A 24,937-nucleotide genomic window follows, 5' to 3' on the forward strand; every position below is an offset into this window, starting at 1 on the left:
TTCGCTATAGTTCTCAAACGGGGTATGTACCTCTATTAACGTAAATTAGCAAGAAATGTTGCAAAAATTTTGCTGAGGTCTATCAGAACTGCCGAAGATGTGATAAACGGCAGCAGATTTGTAAAAAGCTTCATGCCGGGGCATATTAAAATATCCAAATAACGGCTTGGGGGTGACTGGCGGATGGCGGAAATATGGCGGATCTATCTGAACGATTGGCGCAACCTGTTCAGGATTCCGGTGGCGGTGCTGCTGATTGCAGCGCTTATTGTGCTGCCCTCTGTGTATGATTGGGTAAATGTGGCCGCAGTATGGGATCCATACAGCAACACCTCCGGCATCAAAATCGCCGTGGCCAGTCTGGACAAAGGGGCGGAGCTGCAGGGAAAAAGCTTCAATATCGGTGACCAGGTGCTGGACAGCCTGTATAACAATAAGACACTGGGCTGGACCTTTACGGATGCCCGGGCCGCTGAAATTGGGGTTCGGCGCGGAGACTATTATGCGAGCATCGTCATTCCCGCAGAGTTCTCGCAGCGGATGGCCGGAATCGTTGAGGGCAACCTGGTGAAGCCCGAGGTAGAATATACCGTTAACGAAAAGATCAATGCCATCGCGCCCAAAATCACTGCGAAGGGTGCTTCGACGATCACGTCGCAAATCAGTGAGCATTTTATCGAAACACTCAGCAGCACGGTGCTTAACGCCCTCCGTCACATTGATGAGGAATTTCAATCCGAGCTGCCGGTAATCCGCAAGGTGGAGCAGGGGCTGTTCAAGCTGGAGGCCAGCTTGCCGGAAATAGACAAGGCGGGCAAGCTGGTGCTCAAGCTGCAGCAGAACTGGCCGGAGATCTCCTCTTCCGCCGGGAGGATCGCTTCCCTTACCAGCAAGCTGCCGGAGGTGGAACAGGCTGGAGCGGCGGCGGAGACGATCGACGAGCACTGGTCCCAGATCAGTGAAGCCGCCGGGCAGCTGCAGACGCTGAGCAGCAAGCTTCCTGAGCTGGAGCGGGCTGCTCTTCTGGTCACCGGGCTGGATGACAATTTCGGCAAGGTGGACGAGGTGCTAGACCGGGCTTCCGAGCGGTTGTCGGAAGCCGGTGCAGTGGTAAATGCCGCGGCCAAGGCATTGCCGCAGGCGGACCGGCTGGCTGCGGCCGGAAGCAGCTTTGGGCAGGAGCTGCAGCAGTTTCTGGAACAGAACGGCGCGGCCTTCGAGAGCATTCCCCTGATTATGCAGCAGAATTTCTATCTGCTGCAGCAGACCGGGGATGCCGCCGTGCAGCTTGCCGAAGAGCTGCAGAACAGCAAGGAACAGCAGCCGGCGGCAGCCCGGCAGCTGCAGCTCGCTTCAGCCCGGCTGTCGGCCGGAAGCGGGACACTGGGCCACACCGCGGCTTTGCTTGGCGCGGTGAACAGCCTGTCGCCCGGGGCGGTGCGGACCGGCGACATCAATGCTTTAAGTGAAGTGCAGGAGCAGTTCACATCCGCTGCTTCCCGGGCGGACAAGCTTGCGGCGGCGCTGCAGGCCGGAGGCGGCCCGGACGCCGGCGCGCTTGAGCAGTTTAGTCTGGCCGCCGGGCAGAGCCAAACGGCGCTGAATAGAATTGTTGCGCGCTACAATGCAGAAGGCATGCCGGCGGTAACGGACTCCATGAAGCAGCTAACCAGCACCGCAGGGACTGCCGCCAAGGCACTGCAAAATGTTCCACAGCGCCTTGACGCACTGAATACAGTTCTGGATGAGGCGGCGGCGGCAATCGGATACGGAGAGTCGGGCCTTGCTTCGCTGCGGCAGAACCTGCCTGCAATCCGCGAAGATGTGCATGCGGCAGCCAGCGGCCTTGAGGACAAGATGGCTACGTTCAATCATTTCGTCACGGATGTTCTTCCGCAGATCGAGAGCGGACTCCCCGCTGCCGGAGTAGCGATCCATGGAGCCGCTGAATTTGCCCGCAATGATCTGCCTGCCGCAGAGGAGAAATTCCGCAGGGCAGCGGCGCTGATCACCACCGGACTTCCGCGTGCTGATCAGGGCGTGGAGCGCGCTGCACAGCTGGTGCGTGAGGATCTTCCCACGCTTGAAGCCGCAGTCCGCAAAGCGGCAGCGACCATCCGGCAAATCAAAAGTGAAGTGAATTTGGAAGATATCGCGCAGCTCTTGGGCGGAGATATCAAGAGCAAAAGCGATTTTCTCGCCAGTCCGGTCGTCCTGAAGGAGAAGACGCTCTACCCGATTCCGAATTACGGCTCGGCGATGACTCCTTTTTATGTCGTGCTCTCCTTATGGGTGGGGGGAACCCTGATGATTTCCCTGCTGCGAACGGGAGTCGATACAGGAGGCATCACATATACCGGCCACCAGCTGTATATCGGGCGGCTGCTGACCTTTCTGACCATCGGAATTCTTCAGGCACTGGTAGCGGTGTTTGGCAATATTTATATCCTGAACTGTTATGTCGCGGATAAAGGCTGGTTTGTGCTGTTTGCTGTGTTAATCAGCATCGTATTTGTGACGATTGTGTTCACCCTCGTTTCGGTCTTCGGCAATCTGGGAAAAGGAATTGCGATTGTATTTATGGTGCTGCAGTTCTCCAGCTCCGGAGGCACATTTCCCATCAGTACCACCGGGCATTTCTTTCAGATCCTGAATCCTTTTATGCCGTTTACCTATGCGATCAGTCTGCTGCGGGAAGCGGTAGGGGGGATTCTGCCGGAGGTGGTCTTCCGCGATGTGTTGGCTCTGCTGCTTTTCGGCGTGCTGGCGCTGCTGCTGGGGCTTACGCTGCAGAAACCGCTTGAACGCTTCATCCGCAAAGCCGCAGAACAGGCTGAGAAGTCCAAGCTGATCTCTTGATGTAAGGAATTAGAAGATAAGAGCTTTTATTTCCATCTGTCAACCACTTTTGAACGTGCCAATGGATGTTGACCTGTGTAATATTTACACCTATTATGTAGGAATATCTGGATTATTGTTCAAATATTTGGATTTGAGAGGTGGAGTTTGTTTGGAGCCTAAGACTACGATCCAAGGGGAACTGGACGCTTTTCTCAAAAGGGAAGGCAAAACCATTAATCAATTTGCTGGAATATCCGCTGTCAACTCCGGAACGCTCAGCAGCATTATCAATGGCAACCGCCCGATTGCAATGCAGCAGCTGGACCGGATAACCGCCGGAATGGGTCTGCCTGAAGGTGCATTTTATGAAATGTATATAGATGAATGCATTATTCATTCCACGCCGGACTGGCGGCGGCTGGGCCCGTTTCTGCACCGCTGCGCCGAGCTGGAAAAGCTGGAATGCATCCGGCAAGTGGTACATAATCTGATGGATAATATCTCCTATGCTCAAGCGCTGTTTGACACGGCAGAGGAATTTTACAGGAATAACAAAAAAGAAGCTGCGGCGCTGCTGTATGAAGGCGTAGCGGAGAGCGAGAAGTATCAGCATTCCGAACGGCTGGCGCTCTGCCAATACCGCTTGTTCACGATCGCTTTGGGTGATAATCAGGATATCAACCTGCAGGCTGCTACGCAATTTGAATATTTTGTCGAACGGCTGGATGAGGCCGATCAGCTTGATGCGCTGCACGCGCTGGCAAATATTTATATTTCCCTGCACCGCTGGAGCAAAGTGAATATTCTGGCTGAAGAAATGGAGCGCAAAGCCTCCATCCAATATCAGAATCAGTACCTGGTGACCAAACAGCGTGAGACGCGTAAGGAGCCGGCAAGACCAATCTGCTTCTACATCCTTTACGCTTATCTGCTCCATTCGGCGGTATGCCATGAACGTGGCGAATACGAACGGGCTTTGCATTATGCTTCACTCTACGCGGACTCCGGCTGGGTGCGTGAGGACACGGAGAAGGTCCGGGAGGTGAAGGCGCAGTTTCAGGAATGGGCGATTGCCAATTCCTATCTCCATCGGTTAATGGCCGGTCAAATGGATGTGCTTACAGAGTATGTCGAGTTCATTGCGGCCCGGGAAAATGAAATTCTTCCGGCTTTAATGAAAATTATGCAGGCCGCCAACCGCTATCAGTTCAATGTGGATGGAATTATCGAACGTTTTCAGGATCAGCTGGATTTCAAAGAGCAGCGGAGCCGAATCGGCATCATTAATTCCCGGGTTACCTGGGATGAATATACAGACATTCTCTGTGAGGTGGCCGCCTATTACTTTAATGCACAACGTTATGAGGCGGCTATTCATTATACGTTAAAGGCATTGGAGTATTCCGCCAAAATAAATGGTGATGCATGTGTACTCCGGTGCGTGAGATTATTTGAAGAATGCAGGCATCTGGCCACTATAGAGGATCAAAAGAAGTATAAAACACTAATCGGCGGGGCTGGGCGGATGAATGAAAAGAAAGACAGCCTGATGCCTGGCCATTATTAGTATGGAAAGGACCGTCTCACCCGTAGATAACCTCTGCGGGTAAGACAGTCCTTTTTGTAAAGATAAGCATTTATATGCTTCACGCTATAAATGATCCTTCTCTTTCTCGCTCAGCTTCCCTATCTCGCCGGTGCGAAATCGGCCACCTGGCGGAGCAGGCCGTCGATGGTCTCCAGCGTTTCCTGCTGGAGAAGAATGCCGGAGGCCTGTGCATTCTCTTCAACCTGGCCGGGCTTGCTGGCTCCGATCAGTGCAGAGCTGACACCTGGCTGGCGGAGTACCCAGGCCAGCGCCAGCTGTGAGAGCTTCAGGCCAAGGCTGGCCGCCAGGTCATCCAACTGGGCAACGACGCCAAGGACATCGTCGCGCAGATAGCTGCGGATGACGCCGTTCACTGAATCGTCTGCGCCGCGTGTCCCGGCCGGAGGCTGTTGTCCCGGCTTGTATTTGCCGGTCAGAATGCCCTGGGCGAGCGGCGAGAAGACGACTTGTCCCAGTCCTTCCTGCCCCGATACCTCAAGCACCTCTTCTTCGATATAACGCTCGAACATATTGTAGATCGGCTGATTGGAGGCCAGCGGGCGGAGATTCAGCCTGCGGCTGATGCCTCCGGCACGGGCGATTTGCGCTGCGCTCCATTCGCTGACTGCGGAATAGAGGATTTTACCTTGGGCTGTAAGGTCATCCAGCGCGCGCAAGGTTTCTTCCACCGGCGTATCCTTGTCAAAGCGGTGGCAGAAATACACATCAATGTAATCGGTTCCGAGACGCTTCAGGCTGGCCTCGCATTGCTCCATAATATGCTTGCGGGAAAGCCCCCGGTCGTTCACCCCGTCTCCCATCGGGAAAAACACCTTGGTGCTGAGCACATAATCCGACCGCTGGTAGGAGCGGAGAGCTGCGCCAATCGCCTTCTCGCCTTCCCCGCGGTTGTAGGCATTGGCGGTATCGAAGAAATTGATACCGCATTCAAAAGCTTTGGCCACGCAGGCGTCCGCTGCTTTCTGCTCTGCGGCTGTTCCGTAAGTAAGCCAGCTGCCCAGGCCGATCTCACTGACCTTAAGGCCTGTATTGCCTAATCTTCTATACTTCATTCTTGTTCCATTCCCTTCCATGTCATTTGCTAAATCCTATCACATTGCATAGCAGCATCACAAATCATTGAAGGATCGGCCGCAATTACGGTAAAATTATAGATAGTGCCAAATCTATCTAATTATAATAGTTGAAGGGTGAGCTGGATGTCTATTTCATTTGCTAAGCCAAACAAAGTTATTCTGTTTCAGGGAGATTCCATCACCGACGGCAACCGTGGCCGCGATAACGATCCCAATCATATTCTGGGGCATGGCTATGCCTACATCATTGGCGGCAAGCTGGGCAATGAGCTGGCTGAGCAGCAGCCTATGTTCTACAACCGCGGAGTGAGCGGTGACCGGATCTCCGATCTGTATGCCCGTTGGAATGAGGATGCGATCTATCTGCAGCCGGATATTCTCAGCATCCTGATCGGGGTCAACGATATTTGGAGAATGATGAAGGGCGAGCCGGGCGGCTGCACCGACCGTTACGAACGTGCTTACCGCCATGTGCTGGAAGAGACGCGCGAAGTGCTGCCGGATACGAAGCTGGTGCTGGTCGAGCCGTTTATCCTGAATACCGGAGCACCCGCGGAAGACTGGAGTGGATGGTCCAAATGGATCAGCCATTATCAGGGGGTTGTCCGCGAGCTTTCGCAGCAATTCGGCACCGTGCATGTTCCGCTGCAGGATGCTTTCAACGCAGCTGTGGAGAGAGCAGAGGCAGCCTACTGGCTGTGGGATGGCGTTCACCCGACGACTGCCGGGCATGATCTGATCGCCAAGGAATGGCTGAGTGTTGTGGAGAAGAGCGGGATATGCTAAGGCTGCTCAGAAGAAGTTTTGCCCATGAAATAGAGCTGCTGTCCGCATAGGACGGTATGCTCTATTTTTTTGGGAAGCTGGACATTTATTTGGCTCAACGTTCAATAGGCGCAGCAATTTCCACTTGTATGAAATAAAGAGAAAACAACAATGGTATTCTTTTTATGTTGACTTCAAAAGAATGTGGAGTAAGATGGGAAATGCGAGAAATCACTGATTTTCCAGGTTGTTATTACTGAAGGAGGAACAGATGTGGAGAGTAACACTACTAGCCCGGACAACTATTTAAAGGAATTGAAGAAGGAACTGAAACGGCAATGGCCGGAGAACCGGACTTTAAATATTGTATGCCATGGACAAGCCTCACTTGAACAAGGAACCAAGTCATCCTGTTGACACCTGCCTGGGATCGGTCGTATGGTACAGGAAACGAAGCTTGGCATTCCTTGCTGGAGCACGCCGGGCAGATCCGGCAGCTCGCTGAAGAATACAAGGTCGGATTATGTGACAGCTTCGCCGCCTTCCAGACCTACATCGACGGTGGAGGCGAACTCGAAGATCTGCTGTCCTATGTGAATCATCCCAATGAACAGGGGCACCGGCTGGTAGCCGGCGAACTGGCGAAATTTCTGCTGTAGGAAGGGGCGGGTGCCTCCATGAAATCCCCGAGAAGGTGGGGCGGGCTGATCCGGGAGAAGCTTAGCGACAGATTTTATCAGATATCCATCAAACAGAGAGTGCTGTTCTCTTTCATTCTGTTGATAACGCTATCAATCAGTGCGATGGGATTGTTAACCTACCGGATTGCCGGGAAGGAAATTCAGAACAACGCCTTTGAGACCAGCAGGGAAACGGTGGACAAGACCATGCAGCTGCTCGATTACAGACTGAATGATGTGGCCATGTCGGTACAATCGCTGATGCTGAGTGATGCCTACAGGCAGATGATGATCGATGTTCAGGCTCATGATGTGAAAAATTACTATGTCCATTTGTCGGAAATGCAGTATGTTCTCTCCCAGGCCACCTTCAATGAACCGATTATTGAGAACGTTCTTATTGCAACGCCAATCGGCGATTTCTACTCGACAACGCAGGTGCGGGCGCAAGATCATTCATTTTACGGCTCGGAGCTGTACGACAACAGTAAAAAAAATCCCGGCGGTTATTGGGCCAAAGCCCATTACGACCGGCTGTTTACAGGCAATCAGCGTGTCGTTTCTTTTGTGGTGCGGGGAATATATGAGCATACGCCGATTACGAATGTGTTCATCGTCGTCAACCTCCGGGAGAACCGGATTACCTCGCTGCTGAATCAGAACAGCTCCGGCAATGACCGGGAATACCTGCTGCTGAACAAGGAAGGCGAAGCGGTGGTGCAGAGCGGCGGGTTCACCCGCGAGGAGCCGCCGAAGGACCCGGCATTTCTGCGTGACAGCACCACTGGTAGCGAGGGGAATTTCTTTTACCCTTTTGACGGAGAAGATTATCTGGTCAATTATAAGCAATCGACAATTGCGCCGAACTGGATCCTGGCCGGGATACAGTCCAAGGATCAGCTTCTCGGACAGCTGAAGGGTGTGCAGCGGACAATTCTATATGTCATTCTGGTGTTTCTGCTGACCACATGGTTTTTCTCGAACAAACTGACAGCCGCCCTCCTTAAGCCGCTCTTCAAGCTGAGCAGACTGATGCGCAGGGTGGAGGAGAACCAGCTAAGTGTGTCTTATGAGAGCAAATATAATGACGAGATTGCCCAGGTTGGCTTCCAGTTTAACCGGATGATGACCGAAATCAAAAGCCTGATCGAGGATGTGCGACAGAACGAGGAGGGCAAACGCCATGCCGAAATCCGGGCGCTGACAGCCCAGATGGAACCGCATTTTCTCTACAATACGCTGAATACGATCTACTGCAAATCGGTGATGGGTGAAAATGACGATGTAAACGAGATGATTCTGGCCTTGTCGCAAATGTTCCAGCTGGGCCTCAGCGGCGGCAAGGATCTGATTCCGCTGGAGGACGAGCTTTCCCATGTGCAGCAGTATTGCGCCATCCAGCAAAAGTGCTATGAAGATCTGTTCCAGTACAATGTTGATATCGGAGAAGAAGAGCTGTTGTCCTTCCCGGTCCCCAAGATCCTGCTGCAGCCGATTGTGGAGAACAGCATCCAGCACGGCTTTGCGGACCGCCGAAGGGGCGGTGTCATTCAAGTGCGGATTTCCACGGAGCATTCCATGCTGCATATTGTGGTGGAGGACAACGGCAAGGGAATGGATGTTGTGAAGGTGGAGCAAGGAATGCACAAACGTGAAGTTTCCAAAAAAGGCTATGCACTGGTCAATATCAGGCATAGGCTGATGTTATATTACGGCGGTGAGGCGCGGATGGAGCTGTCCGGTGAACCGGGCGCTGGCTCCCGCACTGATTTATGGATACCGCTCAGCCCGCTGAGGGGGGAGGGAGGAAGCTATGGAATATAGAGTGCCTAGGCTGCTCAAAATTTGTGTTATCGATGATATCCGAAGTGTGGTGGATATGATTGCCCGCAAGCCGGACTGGCAAAAGCACGGCATTGAAGTGGCAGGGACAGCGCTCGATGGCGAAGAAGGACTGCAGATGATCCGCGGGTGCAAGCCTGATATCGTGCTTACGGACATCCGGATGCCGCGCATGGACGGGCTTGAGATGACCCGGGCAATTCTGGAATTTGCGCCCCAGTGCAAAATCATTATCCTCAGCGCATATTCAGAGTTTTCTTATGCGCAGCAGGCGATCCGCCTCGGGGCGATGGATTTTGTCAAAAAGCCGTTTTCACTCGAAGAGATTGTGAATGTGGTGCTGAAGGCCAAGGCGATATGCTTGCAGGAGCGTGAGGAGCAGGAGAAAGTCAGGGAAATGGAAGCCAAAATCAAAGAAAGTCTGCCGATTCTCCGCCAGGAGTATCTGACCTTTCTGATGCAGCATCAGACCACGGAACATAGCGCGAAATCCCGCTGGGAGTATTTAGGGATTCCGCTGAATCAGGAGAATTTCATCGTATTTATCGCGGAGATTGATCATTTTTCTGAGAAGTTCGGCAGCCAGCCGGTGCAGGAGATCGAGCTTGTCCGCTTCAGCCTGCAAAATATACTGGAGGAGACGATACGCTCCCGGACGCGGGGGATTATCTTCCGGGAGGCAACGAACCGTTACGTTTGTGTGATGAACGGGGAGGATCCCGGTACTGCCGAGCAGATTGCGGAGGCTTGCTGTGCGAATATCAGCCGATATTCCCGGTGTACGATCTCGGTAGGAACGGGACTTTGCGTATCAACGGTACATGAGCTTGCGGATTCCTACGCACAGGCGCTCAGCGCGCTGGCTTATCATTTCTATACAGACGGAAATGCTGTGTACAGTTATTCCAGTATCGTCCATAAACCCCGGTCCGTGAACAATTATTCCGTTGCTGCTGAACAGGAATTTCTGTTCGCGCTCCGTTCGGGCAACCGCGACAAAAGCCAGCAGGTGCTGCGGCATATTTTTGACGAGCTGCTGCAGTTGGACCCGCTGCCCGAGCCGCAGTACGTAGAGAACATCGGTTATGAGCTGGCGTTCAAAATCTGCCGGGTTATGCTGGAATTGTTCCCCTACGAGAAGGTTCAGCCACTAGAGCAGCAGGTGAACCGGCTGAGGAACCAGCATTCCCCTTCTCTGCAGGAGATACGCACGCTGCTGGAAGGGTTGTGTGCGGAAGGCTGCCGCTGGATTGAAGAGGAGCGTTCCATGGAGTCCACTCTGATTATTCATCGGGCAAAAGCGTATATCTGTGCAAATCTCCATACCAGCCTGACACTGGAGCAGGTGGCGAAGCAGATCAATTTGAGCCAGGGATATTTCTCTAACCTGTTCAAGAAGGTAGCGGGCATTTCCTTTCAGCAGTTTGTCACGCATGAAAAGATGGAGAAGGCTAAAAGTATGCTGATTGAAGGCATGCAGGTGCAGGAAATCGCCATAGAGCTGGGCTACGAGCACCGCCGCTATTTCAGTGAGGTGTTCAAGAAGTCCACCGATATGACACCTTCGGAGTTTAAAATATCTTATCTGGGCAAAGGTTGATGCCGGGTGAATCGCGTCTGCTTGCGTAACCTGGCCTCAACATATTTGTCAACACCACGGGGATGAACGATCTGCTTATACAGCGGAGATTCATCCCCGTTTGGCATTATTTCAGCAGAAAGCTGCCCTTAATGTGGGATTACCCGCATTATGCAGATTATGGAGCTGCCCTATAATCAAGGTGTAGGGAATCAGTATTGAAATATAAGGGGGCTAACAGCAATGAGGAAACAACTGCTTCTGACTGCATCAAGCGTAGTATTGGCATTCGGCCTGACCGCATGCGGCAATTCCGATACTACGGATAAATCCGGAGAGCCAGGCGGATCAGCACCGGGAGAAAAGACCAAAATCAGCTATTGGACGGGAGATCGCCATGACGCCGAATTTGTGAAAGAAAAGGTGGCCGAGTTCAATGAAACGAACACCGACGGCATCGAGGTGGAACTGGTCGTCAAGGGTGATGATTTCGATACCGCACTAGATCTTTCATTCCAGACCTCCGACGCCCCGGACATCATCCGGGTGAAGGAGAATACGATTGGCACCTTTTATAAAAAGGAGTATCTGGCTCCGATTGACGAGTACCTGAGTGAGGAGCTGAAAGCGAAATTTCCGGAAATGGTCGATCTGAACACATTTGACGGCAAGCGCTACAGCCTTCCCAACTATGGAACGACGATGCGTCTCATCTATAACAAAGACCTGTTCGCCAAAGCGGGCATCCAGAACCCGCCAACGACCCTGAAGGAATTGGTGGACACCGCCAAAAAGCTGACCGAAGCGGGGAAAGCGGATGGTGCGTATGGCTTCGCCCAGAACTTTAAGAATCCGCCCAGTGCGCTTGGACGCTCTTCACGGGTCATTGCTGAAATGAGCGGTTATGGCGGTTTCGGGTATGACTTCAAGACGGCCAGGTTTGACTTCAGCGGCTTCAAGCCGATCATTGAAGCTTTCAAGCAGATCAAGGATAACGGGAGCATGCTGCCGGGTGTTGAGTCGCTGGATATTGACCCGCTGCGGGCACAGTTTGCCGAAGGCAAGATCGGAATGTATCTGAGCTTCTCCTCGGAGCCTGGCGTATACAGCACACAGTTTCCGGCCAAAATCGACTGGGCTGCGGCTCCCGCTCCAACGATTGACGGCAATGTGAAGGGGGCTTCCGGTTTCCTCGGTGGACAATGGCTTGCGCTGAGCTCCAAATCGGAGCATAAGGATGCCGCATGGAAGTTCATGGAATTCATGTACAGCGATCAGATGCTTACAGCGTATCAGGAAAAAGGCTACGGCATCTCGATGGTGCCTTCCATCAGCGCCGCAGCAAAGACGCCGGAGGTCAACGGAATCGAAGGCTTCCTGCCAAACAAATATGACGGCGTATGGCCGGTCTATCCTACTGTTGCGCCGGAGGGTATGAAATCGGATGACGCGTTCTTCAAGTACATGCTAAACGGCGGCGATCTGGATGCTATCATCACAGATCTGAACAAACGGTACAATGCGGCGCTTGACGATGCGATGAAGAACGACGGTCTGAAAGCCGAACCGGACGCTGGTTTTGACCCGGCTAAGCTTGGCGGGAAATTCGCCAAGTAAGTTCACTGCCACGATGATGTAGAGATCGGATAAGGAGGGGGAGGCTCTCCCCATCCTTATCTATATACAGCAAGACAGGAAAGGAGTCTGGAGAGATCCTATGCGCAAAACCAAAAACGCTGTTTTTGCTTACAGCTATCTGCTGCCCAGCGCACTGCTCACACTGGTGCTGGGCATCTATCCGATTGCCTGGGCATTCCGCTACATGTTCTACAATTACAAAGGCTATGGAACGGCCCGCTTCATCGGTTTAGATAATTTTACCCGGATTCTGCAGGATACCCAGTTTTGGGACTCGGTTGTCAACACTTTTGTATATGCGGGAGGCAAGCTACTGCTCTCCATCCCGCTTTCATTGCTGCTGGCTGCGATTCTGAACCGTAAACTCAGAGGCAGACAGGTGCTGCGGGCTATCTTTTTCATGCCTACGGTGATCAGTACGGCTGTCATGGCCGTGGTCTTTTTTACCATATTTAATTCTTACAACGGAATTCTTAACCAGTTCCTGATCAAATTTAACATTACATCCTCCGGCATTGACTGGCTCGGTCCGAAACATGCCATGCTTACGGTCATTCTTGTCGCTGTGTGGGGCGCGGTGGGCAATTACATGCTGCTGTTTCTAGCCGGACTGCAGAATATACCCGAGGATGTTTATGAGAGCTCCGCTTTGGATGGAGCCAATAAAATACAGCAGTTCCGGTTCATTACTCTGCCGATGCTCGGTCCGGTCCTGCAGATGGTCATTATGCTGGCAATCATCAACGCACTGAAGGGCTATGAGAGCATTATGGTGCTGACGGAAGGCGGACCTGCGGGCAAGACGGAAGTGATGTTCCTGTACTTGTATAAGCTGTTCTTTCCTGTCGGCGGCGGCGCAGCCTCAACCCAGGTGCAGGAGTTTGGATACGGCAGTGCGGTCGCGTTCGTTTCTGCGCTTATCGTAGGGATGATTTCCATCATTTATTTCTATGCGTCCCGGCGAATGAATCGGATCGATTGAGGAGAGATGTGACATGAGAACCAAAACGGTATTGGGAAAGACGTCATTATGGTGCTTTTTGCTGGTGTTCGCCTTTATTACTTTAATTCCTGTCGTAATCACTATTCTCGGCTCGTTCAAAACGAACAGTGAGCTGACTACGGGTGCGACCTTCCTGCCAAGCAAATGGCAGTTTTCTAACTACCTGGAGGCCTGGAAGCAAGCTAATTTCTCCACATATACGATGAACAGTCTAATTGTGTCCCTCTCGGTGGTAGTGGGCACTCTGGTGGTCTCCTCCATGGCAGCTTATGTGGTGGACCGTCTGGAGTTTTTCGGCAAGAGGATCTATATCGGTATGCAGTCCTTCACGATGTTTGTTGCCGTCGGCGCGGTAGTGCTGCGCCCGCAGTTCGATCTGATGGTGAAGCTGCATCTGCACAGCTCCTTATGGGGAGTCATACTGATCCTGATTTCCGCGCATGCCTCAATCTTCTTTATCCTGCTCAGCTTTATGAAGGGCATTCCCCGGGAGCTGGATGAGGCCGCGCGGATCGACGGCAGCTCGCTTGGCCGCACCTTCTGGACCATCATCCTGCCGCTGCTTGGCCCCGGCCTCGGCGTCGGCGCGTTGTTCACCTTCCGCGGTGCCTGGAATGAATATCTGCTGCCGCTTGTATTCACGATGACGAAGCCGGAGCTGCAAACGTTGACTGTCGGCCTGGCTAATCTGAAATACGGCATTTCCGCCGCTTCGCAGACCCACTATATGATGGCGGGGGCCTGCTTGTCCATTCTACCAATTCTGGTGGCCTATGTGTTCGCCAACAAGTCCTTTATGCAGATGACGGCAGGGTCCCTGAAAGGATAGGAGCATTCCTTCCGGACAGCGTGGAACTATCTCGAAAATACGTCTAACAATGAGTTTAATACTACTTTTGATACTTCAAGCAACAACCAGGAGGTTTACATTATGACAGTTCAGGTACCAACAATCCTTACATCCAGTCCGCTGATTCAGCGCTACCCCGGCAATCCGGTGCTCGATGCTGCGCGCGTACCTTATCCTACCGCACTTGTATTCAACGCTGGAGTGACCAAATTCAAAGGCAAGTATGTGATGGTCTTCCGAAATGACTATGGTTCCCTGAGCAATCAGACCATTGAGCCGCATCATACGACAGACCTCGGGATTGCTTTCAGCGAGGACGGCATCCACTGGGAGGCCAGTCCGAAGAAATGCTTCAGGCTGCATGATGAGGAAATCATCCGGGCTTATGATCCCCGGTTAACCGTCATTGACGGACGCTGCTATATGTGTTTTGCAGTGGATACGAAGCATGGCATCCGCGGCGGTATTGCGGTGACGGATGACTTTGAGGAATTTGAGATCCTCAGCCTGTCGTCGCCGGATTTGCGCAATATGGTGCTGTTCCCCGAGAAGATCGGCGGAAACTATGTCCGTCTGGAACGCCCCTTCACCGTGTACAGCCGGGGCGGCAAGGACCGTTTTGACACCTGGATTGCTGAATCCCCCGATTTGAAATACTGGGGGAATGCCGATCTGCTCTTTGGGGTAGAGCATGTGCCATTCGCCAATGACAAGGTGGGACCGGCTGCGCCTCCGGTGAAGACGGACAAAGGCTGGCTGACGACCTTCCATGCGGTGGATGTAGATCCTTCCCGCGGAAAGCATGGCTGGGAGCCTACCTGGAAGAAACGGTATACGGCAGGCATCATGCTGCTTGATCTGGAGAACCCGAAGCGGATTATCGGCATGAGCAAGGAACCTTTGCTGGCGCCGGAGGCCAGTTATGAAACCGACGGAGGTTTCCGCAATAATGTTATTTTTCCGGGCGGGATGATTCTGGAAGAGAGCGGCGAGGTCAAAATCTACTACGGCTCAGCGGACACGATTGAATGTTTGGCAACCGCGCATGTGGATGATCTGATCGCGCTCTGCTTGAAAGGCTGATTGTCCGATGACGAAGATATGGAATCATCTGGAGAATCCGCCGGCGGAGTACCGCCCGCTCCCCCTCTGGTCCTGGAATGACAGGCTGGAGAAGAAGGAGTTGGAGCGGCAGATTGAAGAGATGCATAAAGTCGGCATTGGCGGTTTTTTCATGCATGCCCGCGGCGGGCTGCAGACGCCTTACATGAGTGAGGAATGGATGGACGCCATCCGTATCTCCATTGAGAAGAGCCTTGAGCTGGGGATGCACGCCTGGTTCTATGATGAGAACGGCTGGCCCAGCGGCTTCGCGGGAGGAGAGGTTCCAGCCAAGGGACTGCCTTACCAGCAGAAGAGGCTGGTTTATGAGCAGGCTCCCTTCCAGAGTGCGGCGGAGCGGATGATTGCATGCTATGCCCGTGGAGCAGAAGGGCAGGGGTACATTCTTCTGGCTGCGGATGAGGAGGCGAATGCCGATCTGCGCATCTGCTATGAGGTGAATCCGTATTATACAGATACGCTTAGTGAAATGGCTGTACAGGAATTTATCACGACGACCTACGAACGGTATTGGGAGCAATTTGGCGCAGATTACGGGGCGGAGCTACACGGTGTGTTCACCGACGAACCGCAGTTTGGACGCGGCGGACTTCCCTGGTCCTTCGAGCTGGAGGAGCGCTTCGCCTCCCGCTGGGGTTATGATGTGAAGGAGATTCTTCCCGCCTTGTTCCTGGAAACGGAAGGCTGCCGCAAAGCCCGCTATGACTATTGGGAAACTGTGACCTTTATGTTCACCCAGGCGTATGCTAAACAAATCGGCGATTGGTGTGCGGATAAAGGCTGGTCAGCAACGGGACATGTTGTCGATGAGCAGGAACTGATGCATCAGGTGACCTCTGTCGGCGATCCCATGGCCTTCTATGAGCATTTGCAAATTCCCGGATGCGACTGGCTGGGCCGGTTCGTCGGCAGTGATGCCCTGGTGCCGAAGCAGGTGAGCTCGGCGGCCCGCCAGCTGGGCAAGAAACGCGCGATCACCGAGAGCTACGGGTGCTCGGGCTGGAACATCAGCTTCGCCGATCTGCGGAAGATCGGGGAGTGGCAGTTCGTGCACGGCATCAATCTGATGTGCCAGCATTTGCAGGGCTATACGCTGCGGGGCCTGCGGAAGCGGGACTACCCGCCTTCCTTGTACTACCAGCAGCCCTGGTGGGAGGACTACAAAGGCTTTAATGACTACTTCGCCCGGCTGTCCCTGCTGCTGGCGGAGGGCAAAGGCCGGGCGGAGGTGCTGCTGCTGCATCCGGTGCGCACAGCCTGGACCCTGCAGCGCGGTGCTGACTCTTCGGCGGTGGTTCCCTTTCATGAGGCGTTCGCGCAGCTGTCCCGGTGGCTGTGCCAGAGCCTGATCGAGCATGATTACGGCAGCGAAAGCATCCTTGCCGGCCATGGCCGGGTCAGCGGCGGCTGTTTGTGGGTTGGTGAGGCAGCATACCGCGTGGTTATTGTTCCGCCAAGCCTCACGCTGGATACGGCAACTGCTCAGCTGCTGGAGCAGTTCGTCTCCCAAGGCGGCCACTTGATAGCCTTCGACCCCTATCCTGTGCTGGTGAACGGGGAGCATGATGGCGGACTTGCAGACCTCATGCGGGCTGCGGTCCATCCCGAATGGAGCCGTGATGAGATAGGCCACGCCGTATCCGCTGCTTCCCGGCCGTTCCTGCACATTACGGAGGAAGACGGAACGGCAATTGCGGAGGATACGCTTAATGTGCGGACACTGGAACTGGAGGGCGCGGTGCTCTGTTATATCGTGAATTCCGGTGAGAAGTCCTATCCGATGTTGCATATGGAATTGTCCAGGCCCGGCACCGTTTCACTGATTGATCTGGAGACGGGGAGCCTTCACGCGCTCAGACAGGAGATCCGGGAGGATGGTGTCCGGCTGCGGCTACCGCTGTATGCCGGAGGTTCCTACATGCTGAAGCTCGATCCGTTGCCGGAAGCAACTGTTGCAGCTGGGAAGTTAGGTTCAACGGTGGAAGAGGAAATAACAGAAGAAACAGAGCTGCCGTATCCGCCTAGCAGAGTGGAGGCATGCACACGGCTGGAACTCGCCCCGGAGTGGGACATTGCCTATGCGGATCTTAACAGCTTAACGCTGGACTCCGCCCGGCTGCGGGTGGAAGGCGGAGCATGGTCGAAAACGCAGCCGGTGATTTTCATTCAGGAGCAGTTGTTGGCTTATGGCCGGTCTGTTGCGTTTGAATTGGAATTTGTTTTTCAGGTGGCTTTTGATCCTAAGCGTCCGCGGGAGCTGTATCTGGTGCTTGAACAGCCTGAGGAACTGGAAATCCTGTTGAACGGAAGTGCAGTCTCCAGTGCAAGCTGCGGCTGGTGGAGGGATTCTTCCCTGCAGAAGATTGATATAGTAGGGTTGGCCATCCGGGGCAGCAATGTCATTACCCTGAAGGGGATGTTCAGGCATTCTGCCGAGCTCAACGACAAGCTGGAGCGGGCTAAGCAATTTGAAGCCGAAGGGAACAATCTGACGCTGGACCAGGAAATAGAAAGCATCTATCTGCTGGGCTCCTTCGGTGTGGAAGCTGCGGAGCTTTTTGAAGAGACCGAACGCAGGGCGCTATGGACCGGAGGACCCTTTACACTGACTGAAGCTCCAGAGCGGGCATGCACCGGCGATCTCGCACAGCAGGGATTTCCGTTCTTTGCGGGAAGCATTCATTTATTTCAGACGTTTGAACTGGGGGGAGAAGAAACAACCGGAGCTCAATGGACCTTTCAGTTTCACTCTGCACCGGATGCGGTTGTAACCAAGCTGTTCATTAACAGGGCCGAGGTACGAACCTTCCTGTGGGAACCGTATGAAGCTGATATTACCGCTTATTTGCAGCCCGGAGTAAATGAAATTGTACTGGTGCTGACCGGCAGCTGCCGCAATCTGCTGGGACCCCACCATCATATTAAAGGCGAAGTATACAAGGTAGGGCCGGACAGCTACAGGGATAAGCCGGGCTGGACAGACAAGGATTTGAAACCGGACATCCATGTGTATCAGGACAGATATTGTTTTGTGCGTTTTGGATTGGCGGCAGCTCCCGCTATTCTTGGGGATGCAAATGACATCAGCGGTTCTGCTTGCGGTATTGCAGGGGCGAACGCCGGGCGATTGCCTTAAACACACGTCCAAAATGGGCGATGCTGTCAAAGCCGGTCTCCTCGGCAATCTTTGTGACCCTGTCATTTGTATCCCGCAAACGGCGCTGCGCCTCCTGGACACGGACCGTATTGAGGTACTCGACAATGGTGAAGCCGGTGGTTTGCTTAAATAGGCGGCAGAGATAGGTGCTGCTGATAAAAAAGGTATCCGACAGCTCCGTTATCGTCAGCTTCTCGGCGTAATGGGTCTGTAAATATTCGATAATCTCATAGGTTTTGCGCTGTTTGTCATTGTTCACCGGAACGATGCTGTCCGGAGCCCTTTCCCGTATCCGGTTCATCCCGATGAGCAACTGCACCAGCAGGGTCTGCATAAAGGGGATGTGCTGCGCCCGCTCCGCCTTCTGTTCCTCCAGCATGGCGAAGAGAAGGTTCTCGATCATCCCCTGTTCATGCGCATCCGGGCGCAGCAGCAGGCATTGTCCACTGAGAAAGGGAAGCTCCAGCGGGAGTTGCTCCATCAGCCTGTTAAGAAAGTCATGCCGGAAATTGATCAGGATCCGCTCATGGCGGCTTGTTCCTTTGGCTACAGTCCGGTGAAGCTCGTTGCGGTTAATAAAGATCAGATCGCCGCTGCGCAGCGCATATACCAGATTGTTGATGTAATAATTGCGCTCTCCTGCAAGCAGATAATAAATTTCATAGCTGTCGTGATAATGGTCGGAATCCATACTGAAGGTTCCGGCCCTTTTAATTTGTTCAATCATGAACGGGGGTTCCATTTTTCACGCGCCTCCTCTATAAGAAGATAAAATATGCATAGTATCACTAAAAAACGCTAAATAATGCTTAGAAATAAATGTATTTTATACTATACACTATAAGAAGAAAACGCTTTTAAATCAATAAGTGATGGAGTGATCCTTATGTCCAAAAAGAAATATGCTTTCGTAGGAACCGGCGGCCGGGCGGAGTTTTTTTATGGTGAGATCACCACGAATTATCGTGAAACCTCTGAAATTGTAGGCTTTTGTGATGTGAATGGAGCAAGAATGGCGTATGCCAACACCCTGCTGGTGGAGAAATACGGATACCATGAGGTTCCTGTCTACAAAGCGAATGAATTTGACCGGATGATTGCGGAAACGCAGCCCGATGCCGTGATTGTAACCAGCATTGACCGCACACATCACCGCTATATCATCCGGGCGATGGAGCTTGGCTGTGAAGTGATCTCCGAGAAGCCGATGACGACGGACGTAGAGAAATGCCAGGAGATTCTTGAGGCGATCGAACGCACCGGGCAGAAGCTGCGGGTGACCTTCAACTACCGCTATGCACCGCATAATACCAAAATCCGCGAGCTCTTGATGGAAGGGACTATTGGTGAAGTGCTGTCTGTCAACTTCGAGTGGCTGCTGAATACACAGCATGGTGCGGACTATTTCCGCAGATGGCACCGCGATAAACGTAACAGCGGCGGCCTGCTGGTTCACAAGTCTACCCATCATTTCGATCTCATGAACTTTTGGCTGGACTCTAAGCCGGATACAGTATTTGCAATGGGCGATTTGCGCTTTTATGGCCGGGAAAATGCCGAGAACCGGGGAGTAACCGAATTTTATCAGCGGGTGCACGGCAGCGCAGCAGCGCAGAATGATCCGTTTGCCCTCCATCTCAAAGATAACGAGCAGCTGAAACGGATGTATTTGGATACCGAGCAGGAAGACGGGTATTTGCGTGACCAGAGCGTGTTCGGCGATAACATCAGCATTGAGGATACGATGGGTGTAATGGTCAAATACAAGAATAAGACGATTATGAACTATTCGCTTAATGCTTATCTGCCGTGGGAGGGCTTCAATGTAGTGTTCAACGGCACCAAGGGGCGGCTGGAGGTCAAGGTCGTAGAACAATCCTATGTCAATGCCGGAGGCGGCAAGGAACTGGAGGGGGCGGTAAAAGATAAGCAGATTACTGTCTATCCGCAATTTGCCGCACCGTATGAAGTGGAGATTGAGGAAGGCATCGGCGGTCACGGGGGAGGCGACCCGGTGATGCTGCGGGATATTTTTGAACGGCCTGCCGAAGACCGGTTTCGGCGTGCAGCCTCCCATATGGATGGAGCCTGGTCGATCATGACAGGAATCGCCGCCAACCGCTCCATGGCCACCGGGCTGCCAGTGAAGGTGGATCAATTGATTCAGCTGTAGGTTCCCCGGTGAAGGTGGATCAATTGATCAAGCTGTAGGTTCCCCGGTGAAGGTAGATCAACTGATTCAGCTGTAGGTTGCTGGATGAAGGTGGATCAACTGATTCAGCTGTAGGTTCATGGCAGGTTCACCTTAAACCTCTAGTGATTTCTAATGCGACTACTTTGGTAATCTGATGAGGCTTGCGGGATCGCACCGAATTGGCTCCTGGCTTCTGACTTCTGACTTCTGGCCTCTGACGCCTGGCGGCTGGCTCCTGGATCCTGGCGCATATAATAGGTATTAAGAGCCATAACGGGAAATACGCCCGCTGATTTTACGCCCATCACATAACGGGAGACATTATAGGGAAATGCGCCCGCTAAATCTGGCGTTAGAAGAAGTAAAGCTAATTCGCCAAAAATTAGAGGGATAATTTCCTTTTAATGGTATATTAACATCGAATTAGAGTGATTTACCGGGTGTAATTCCCGCTACTGAAATGTTGCTTTACCGCCAGACTTTCGCAGGTGCATCACAGATGATCCTATAACCGCCTATAACAACAACACAGCCAGCAGGAACGCGTGAAACGCGGTTTCCTGCTGGCTTTTTGTGCGCCTTTCTGCGAGGGGCGGTCAACCAATTGTCGACAGGCGGTAAAGTCACTATTCTAACGGCCGGTCATTGTCGAATTAGGGCCCCGGGTGACATAATCAAAGCATACAGAAACAACTCTGGCAACGAATCTACAGGAAGGCGTGAAGACAATTGGGAGTTTTCCGCAAGCAATCATTCCGCAGCAAGCTCAAAACCGCATTTCTGGCTGTAATCCTGCTGTCGGTGCTGATGACCGGAGGACTGTCCTACTCCATATCGGCGGCGATTCTGGAGAAAAATGCGCTCGATGGCGGGTCGGCTGATCGCCAGCCTTCCCGCCGATCTGATCACGCTCTGTGTCGGCGTGAACGTCTACGGCGCCGCCACGCTGAGCCCGCGTGTCTTCGCTCCGGCGCTCATCGGCATGCTGCTGTCGATTCGCGAGCGGCATCCGCTCACTCAGCTGTTCGTGATCTCGCCGATCTACGGCTCGGAGCGTGAGACCGAGCCGAACAAGCTGGGCTTCACGCTCCCGATGATGCGTGAAGAAATAGCCCGGACCGTCGAAGTGTTCCGGGCCCGGGGGGACAGCCGTGTGCACTACCGCGACGGCCTGTCCTGGTTCGGCGTGTCCGACAGCGTACGCCTGCCGGACGGCCTGCATCCCGACGCCGAGGGCTATGAGCTGCTCGGCGCCCGGTTTGCGGAGCGGATTCTGCGGTAATCCGCATAGCAGCAAAGGGTATCCTTGCGGGCAGGATAATCTGCCGCGGGGATGCCCTTTTTGCCGTCCTTTGCTAAGGACGGCAAAGTCGGTTCTTCTTATTGTATAGAGCTGCTGCAATGTGAAAAATTGCAGCGCTCTCGCAAACTTGATGACACGCAGGTGCGGACTCGCACTGAGCGTGTACAAGTGTTAGGAATCCGCACGTAAAAGTACCTTTGAATTCACCACCCGCGGTCTATTTGGTGGAATGAAGTGTAAAGGTACCTTTGATTCCCCCGGCTTACAACGGCAGGTCGCGCTGCCGGAAAATCTGGATGCCTGCGGCGAAGGCCAGCAGCCCGGTCAGGAGCAGCCAGAAGGAAATCCAGGCGACATCCGCCGTGCCTTGCACGATATCGCCGGGGCGGTAGAAGCTGAACAACGTGAAGTAGCGTAGCGCATCCAGCTTATCTGTAATTTTCGCGAGAATATCGATTGTGAAGAAACCGAAGGTGATGGCTCCGGAAATCCCGAGTGCTTTCTTCTCGTCATTGCATACACAGGAGACCAGAAAGACAAGGCCGCCAATGGCAAAAAACAACAGGAACGCAACGGTGTTAAGCTGGGTAAACCGGCCCATGCCGAATTCATATTCCGTACCAAGAAACCAGAGCTTGCCGGCGAATCCGGCGAGTGTGGTTACAGCCATAATAATGAACAGTGAAGTGACCAGTACGAGTGCCTGCGTAAAGGCAACCTTGCGGCGTGTGGTCGGTGTGGCCAGCAGATAGGCCATGGAGCCGCGGTCCACTAACCTTGCTACCAGCTGGGTAGACATCTGCACACAAACGATGGACAGGATCAGCACCAGGATGAGCCCGTAATATTCTCCCGAAATGAAGGCTTCGGCATTGGCGAAGCCATTGCTCAGTCCAAAGGCGTTGCTGACCCCCTCGGGCATGGCTTTTACAAGATCATCAATGGCTTTCGTATTGTCCGCAAGTCCCGGATACAGCCAGATCATAAACACAATATAGAAGGCGGAACCAAAGGCGTAATTCATAATGCCTTTCAAATTGACCCGCATCATTTCTTTATAGAGTGGAAGATTCATTGGACACCCGCCTCACGATCATAATAATTCATGAAAATATCCTCCAGATTCTGCGTCGATACATCGAGACTTCGAATCCGGAAATTGGCGATCTCCCGGGTGAATTCATTGTAATTGCCCTGTACGGCAATCCGCACCAGGTTTCCTTCACGGGTAAGCACCTGCAGGCCGGAGGAGGCAAAACGCTCCGCTTCTTCGGCCGTTTCAAAAATGATCTCGAACAGCTTGCGCTGCATCGACTGCAGCTCATGAATATTTTTGACGGCGATGATCTTTCCGTCCTTGATAATTGCTGCCCGGTCGCAGGTGCGTTCGATCTCCTGGAAGCTGTGGGAAGACATCAGGAAGGTGGTTCCCGCTGCTTTTTCCTCCAGCACGAGTTCAATAAATACCTTCTGCATCAGCGGGTCCAGGCCTGAGGTCGGTTCATCGAGAATAATAACGTCGGGGCTGTGCATGAAGGCGGCAACAATTCCAACCTTCTGCTTCATGCCCTTTGACATCTTGCGGATCGGGGTAGCGGCATCAAATTGCAGCCGGTCGATCAGCTGTTCACGTTTGGCGGAGTTTTTCACGCCCTGCATCGAAGCCATGAAATCAAGAAAACCTTTACCGGTCATGCCGTCAATAAAGTTGATCTCTCCCGGCAAATACCCGGTATGTCTCTGCACCGTTCCCTGTCCCTTCCAGACATCCAGCCCGTTAATCGTGACAGAACCCCGGTCCGGCTTCATGAATCCCATAATATGCCGGATCGTTGTCGATTTCCCTGCTCCGTTAGGCCCCAGGAAACCGAACACCTCACCTCTCGCTACCGTGAACGTTACTTCTTCAATCCCTCTGCCGTTTGAAAACCGTTTGGTTAAGTCCTCTACCTTCAGCATGCTGCACCCCCGCCGTAATAATGAAATATTAGTGGCTGTATATTTCATATGTTATAATAGTCCCGGGAATTACCTAAGTCAATATAATTATGAACTCATATGAATAATATATTTCATTATTTTTCGGACAGTACACTAAATCGTCAAGTTAGGGTGAAGGACATGAACGGCTTCGAGAAGAGAAAGGCAATGATCAAGGGGAATATTATGAAGACAACCATGGTCATGCTGAGGACCTGGGAGCCGAAGCGGCTGCGGATTGCTGATATTGCCAAGGAGGCGGAAGTCTCGCAGGTCACGATTTATAATTATTTTGGCAGCAAGGAAGAGCTGCTTAAGGAGTCTTTCAAGGATTTTATTCAGCGGACCATCCGTGAATTCGAGGAAGAAATGCTGAAGAAACAGTCGCTGAGGGAACTGATCAGCTACACTATTTTTAAGGAGAAAGAAACGTATTACAACCTGTCCCCGGCGCTGATCAAGGAGGTCCTGTTTAATGATCCGGAGATGTATGCGTACATTCAGGAGCAGAATGATACCAAGATAATTCCACTGATGGTCAAAATGCTGGAGGACGGAAAAGCGAGCGGTGAGATTTCGGATAAGGTCTCTGTAGAGGCGTTCCTGATGCTTATTCAAGTCTACATGAAGAGTTCCGAGGAAATGCTTGGGGCGATGGAAAAACACGAGGATAAAGCTACTTTTCTGGATGAGCTGCTGCATCTTTTCTTTTATGGGCTTTGCGGGCAGGAGCTTCCCGGGGTATAACCGGCTGTCCTGTCACCTGTCCGCAACTGGGGAGGACAGCCGGAAGATGTCTATCTTTTCGAAGCGATGTGCGGCTAGAGCAGTGATTTGAAGGAATGGCGGATGACGTCGCCGCGGCTGATAATGCCTACGAGCACACGTCCGCGTTCAACCGGAACCTTTTTGATCTGTTTTTTGCCCAGAATGGCGGCGATCCGTTCGATGTCTTCGTCCCAGGATACCGTGATGACTTTCTTTTTGGCAATTGCCATCACATTTAGATTCAGCAGCTTCCGGGTCCGTTCTTCGTACTCATCCTCATCGCCTTTAATCACATTCAATTGGAAAAAGGAATCAACGATGACATCATCATGTTTGCCGATATAGCGCATTATGTCTCCGTCGCTTAAATAAGCGACAATTTCGTTTCTGTCGTTGATGACCGGCATACCGCTGATCCGGTGCTGAATGCATTTCTCAATAAAGGTCCGTACGGTATCATATTCTTTGACCTTGTAGACCTGCGTGATCATAAATTCATGAGCTTTCATAAAGTTCCCCCAGTAACAATT

Annotated in this window: 20 protein-coding genes; 15 read left to right on the forward strand and 5 right to left on the reverse strand. The window is 52.7% G+C overall.

Translation table 11 applies throughout. The features are described from left to right. The first annotated feature begins 183 nt into the window (after positions 1-183). Positions 184-2,859, forward strand: a complete 2,676-nt coding sequence (locus ACAN56_RS20210) for a YhgE/Pip family protein (RefSeq protein ID WP_379145347.1) — start codon at positions 184-186, stop codon at positions 2,857-2,859. 151 nt (positions 2,860-3,010) lie between these two features. Next, the gene (locus ACAN56_RS20215) at positions 3,011-4,408 is read left to right on the forward strand and encodes a transcriptional regulator (RefSeq protein WP_379145349.1); all 1,398 of its coding nucleotides are present in this window, start codon (positions 3,011-3,013) and stop codon (positions 4,406-4,408) included. Positions 4,409-4,527: 119 nt separating this feature from the next. Here the strand turns inward: ACAN56_RS20215 and ACAN56_RS20220 are convergent, their stop codons facing one another. After that, positions 4,528-5,502, reverse strand: coding sequence for an aldo/keto reductase family protein (locus tag ACAN56_RS20220; protein WP_038599023.1), 975 nt, complete (start codon positions 5,500-5,502; stop codon positions 4,528-4,530). A 147-nt stretch (positions 5,503-5,649) separates the two neighbouring features. Between ACAN56_RS20220 and ACAN56_RS20225 the strand changes: the two genes are divergently transcribed. The 10 genes from ACAN56_RS20225 (at position 5,650) to ACAN56_RS20270 (ending at position 18,141) form a co-directional block, all read left to right on the forward strand. Then, on the forward strand, positions 5,650-6,312 hold the full coding sequence (locus ACAN56_RS20225) for an SGNH/GDSL hydrolase family protein (protein WP_038587964.1): 663 nt from the start codon (positions 5,650-5,652) through the stop codon (positions 6,310-6,312). A 252-nt stretch (positions 6,313-6,564) separates the two neighbouring features. Then, complete coding sequence (locus tag ACAN56_RS20230) at positions 6,565-6,708, forward strand: hypothetical protein (RefSeq protein WP_156130836.1); 144 nt, start codon at positions 6,565-6,567, stop codon at positions 6,706-6,708. After that, positions 6,705-6,950, forward strand: coding sequence for an SGNH/GDSL hydrolase family protein (locus ACAN56_RS20235; protein WP_379145353.1), 246 nt, complete (start codon positions 6,705-6,707; stop codon positions 6,948-6,950). The genes ACAN56_RS20230 and ACAN56_RS20235 overlap by 4 nt, the downstream gene beginning before the upstream one ends. An 18-nt stretch (positions 6,951-6,968) precedes the next feature. Next, positions 6,969-8,795, forward strand: coding sequence for a sensor histidine kinase (locus ACAN56_RS20240; RefSeq protein ID WP_052091918.1), 1,827 nt, complete (start codon positions 6,969-6,971; stop codon positions 8,793-8,795). Continuing rightward, entirely contained in the window at positions 8,785-10,413 is a 1,629-nt protein-coding gene (locus tag ACAN56_RS20245; RefSeq protein ID WP_038587967.1) for a response regulator, read from the forward strand. The genes ACAN56_RS20240 and ACAN56_RS20245 overlap by 11 nt, the downstream gene beginning before the upstream one ends. A gap of 222 nt (positions 10,414-10,635) precedes the next feature. Beyond that, positions 10,636-12,009 (forward strand): ABC transporter substrate-binding protein, encoded by a 1,374-nt coding sequence (locus ACAN56_RS20250; protein WP_340893956.1) that lies wholly within the window; start codon positions 10,636-10,638, stop codon positions 12,007-12,009. Positions 12,010-12,109: 100 nt separating this feature from the next. Beyond that, positions 12,110-13,012, forward strand: coding sequence for a carbohydrate ABC transporter permease (locus ACAN56_RS20255; protein ID WP_038587974.1), 903 nt, complete (start codon positions 12,110-12,112; stop codon positions 13,010-13,012). 13 nt (positions 13,013-13,025) lie between these two features. Then, on the forward strand, positions 13,026-13,862 hold the full coding sequence (locus ACAN56_RS20260; RefSeq protein ID WP_038587977.1) for a carbohydrate ABC transporter permease: 837 nt from the start codon (positions 13,026-13,028) through the stop codon (positions 13,860-13,862). 102 nt (positions 13,863-13,964) lie between these two features. Next, a complete protein-coding gene (locus tag ACAN56_RS20265; protein ID WP_038587980.1) occupies positions 13,965-14,966 on the forward strand; it encodes a glycoside hydrolase family 130 protein in 1,002 nt (333 codons plus the stop codon). A gap of 7 nt (positions 14,967-14,973) precedes the next feature. Beyond that, on the forward strand, positions 14,974-18,141 hold the full coding sequence (locus ACAN56_RS20270; protein ID WP_379145360.1) for a glycosyl hydrolase: 3,168 nt from the start codon (positions 14,974-14,976) through the stop codon (positions 18,139-18,141). On the opposite strand, the gene ACAN56_RS20275 is transcribed toward ACAN56_RS20270, so the two are convergent. Continuing rightward, positions 18,089-18,904: an AraC family transcriptional regulator gene (locus ACAN56_RS20275; protein WP_038587985.1), complete on the reverse strand. Its 816-nt coding sequence runs from the start codon at positions 18,902-18,904 to the stop codon at positions 18,089-18,091. The genes ACAN56_RS20270 and ACAN56_RS20275 overlap by 53 nt on opposite strands. Before the next feature lie 144 nt (positions 18,905-19,048). Between ACAN56_RS20275 and ACAN56_RS20280 the strand changes: the two genes are divergently transcribed. Both ACAN56_RS20280 and ACAN56_RS20285 read left to right on the forward strand, forming a co-directional pair. Continuing rightward, complete coding sequence (locus tag ACAN56_RS20280) at positions 19,049-20,335, forward strand: Gfo/Idh/MocA family protein (RefSeq protein ID WP_379145362.1); 1,287 nt, start codon at positions 19,049-19,051, stop codon at positions 20,333-20,335. Between the two features lie 886 nt (positions 20,336-21,221). Continuing rightward, complete coding sequence (locus ACAN56_RS20285) at positions 21,222-21,638, forward strand: SGNH/GDSL hydrolase family protein (protein WP_379145365.1); 417 nt, start codon at positions 21,222-21,224, stop codon at positions 21,636-21,638. Positions 21,639-21,921: 283 nt separating this feature from the next. On the opposite strand, the gene ACAN56_RS20290 is transcribed toward ACAN56_RS20285, so the two are convergent. Both ACAN56_RS20290 and ACAN56_RS20295 read right to left on the reverse strand, forming a co-directional pair. Beyond that, the gene (locus tag ACAN56_RS20290; RefSeq protein ID WP_379145368.1) at positions 21,922-22,734 is read right to left on the reverse strand and encodes an ABC transporter permease subunit; all 813 of its coding nucleotides are present in this window, start codon (positions 22,732-22,734) and stop codon (positions 21,922-21,924) included. Beyond that, positions 22,731-23,618 carry an ABC transporter ATP-binding protein gene (locus ACAN56_RS20295; protein ID WP_379145370.1) on the reverse strand — a complete coding sequence of 296 codons (888 nt, stop codon included), beginning with the start codon at positions 23,616-23,618 and terminating at the stop codon, positions 22,731-22,733. The genes ACAN56_RS20290 and ACAN56_RS20295 overlap by 4 nt, the downstream gene beginning before the upstream one ends. 162 nt (positions 23,619-23,780) lie before the next feature. Between ACAN56_RS20295 and ACAN56_RS20300 the strand changes: the two genes are divergently transcribed. Further along, a complete protein-coding gene (locus tag ACAN56_RS20300) occupies positions 23,781-24,386 on the forward strand; it encodes a TetR/AcrR family transcriptional regulator (RefSeq protein ID WP_379145372.1) in 606 nt (201 codons plus the stop codon). A gap of 74 nt (positions 24,387-24,460) precedes the next feature. On the opposite strand, the gene ACAN56_RS20305 is transcribed toward ACAN56_RS20300, so the two are convergent. Further along, positions 24,461-24,916, reverse strand: a complete 456-nt coding sequence (locus ACAN56_RS20305) for a CBS domain-containing protein (protein WP_038588003.1) — start codon at positions 24,914-24,916, stop codon at positions 24,461-24,463. Between the last annotated feature and the right edge of the window lie 21 nt (positions 24,917-24,937).

This window comes from Paenibacillus paludis (assembly GCF_042610515.1).
GTDB lineage: Bacteria > Bacillota > Bacilli > Paenibacillales > Paenibacillaceae > Paenibacillus_AQ.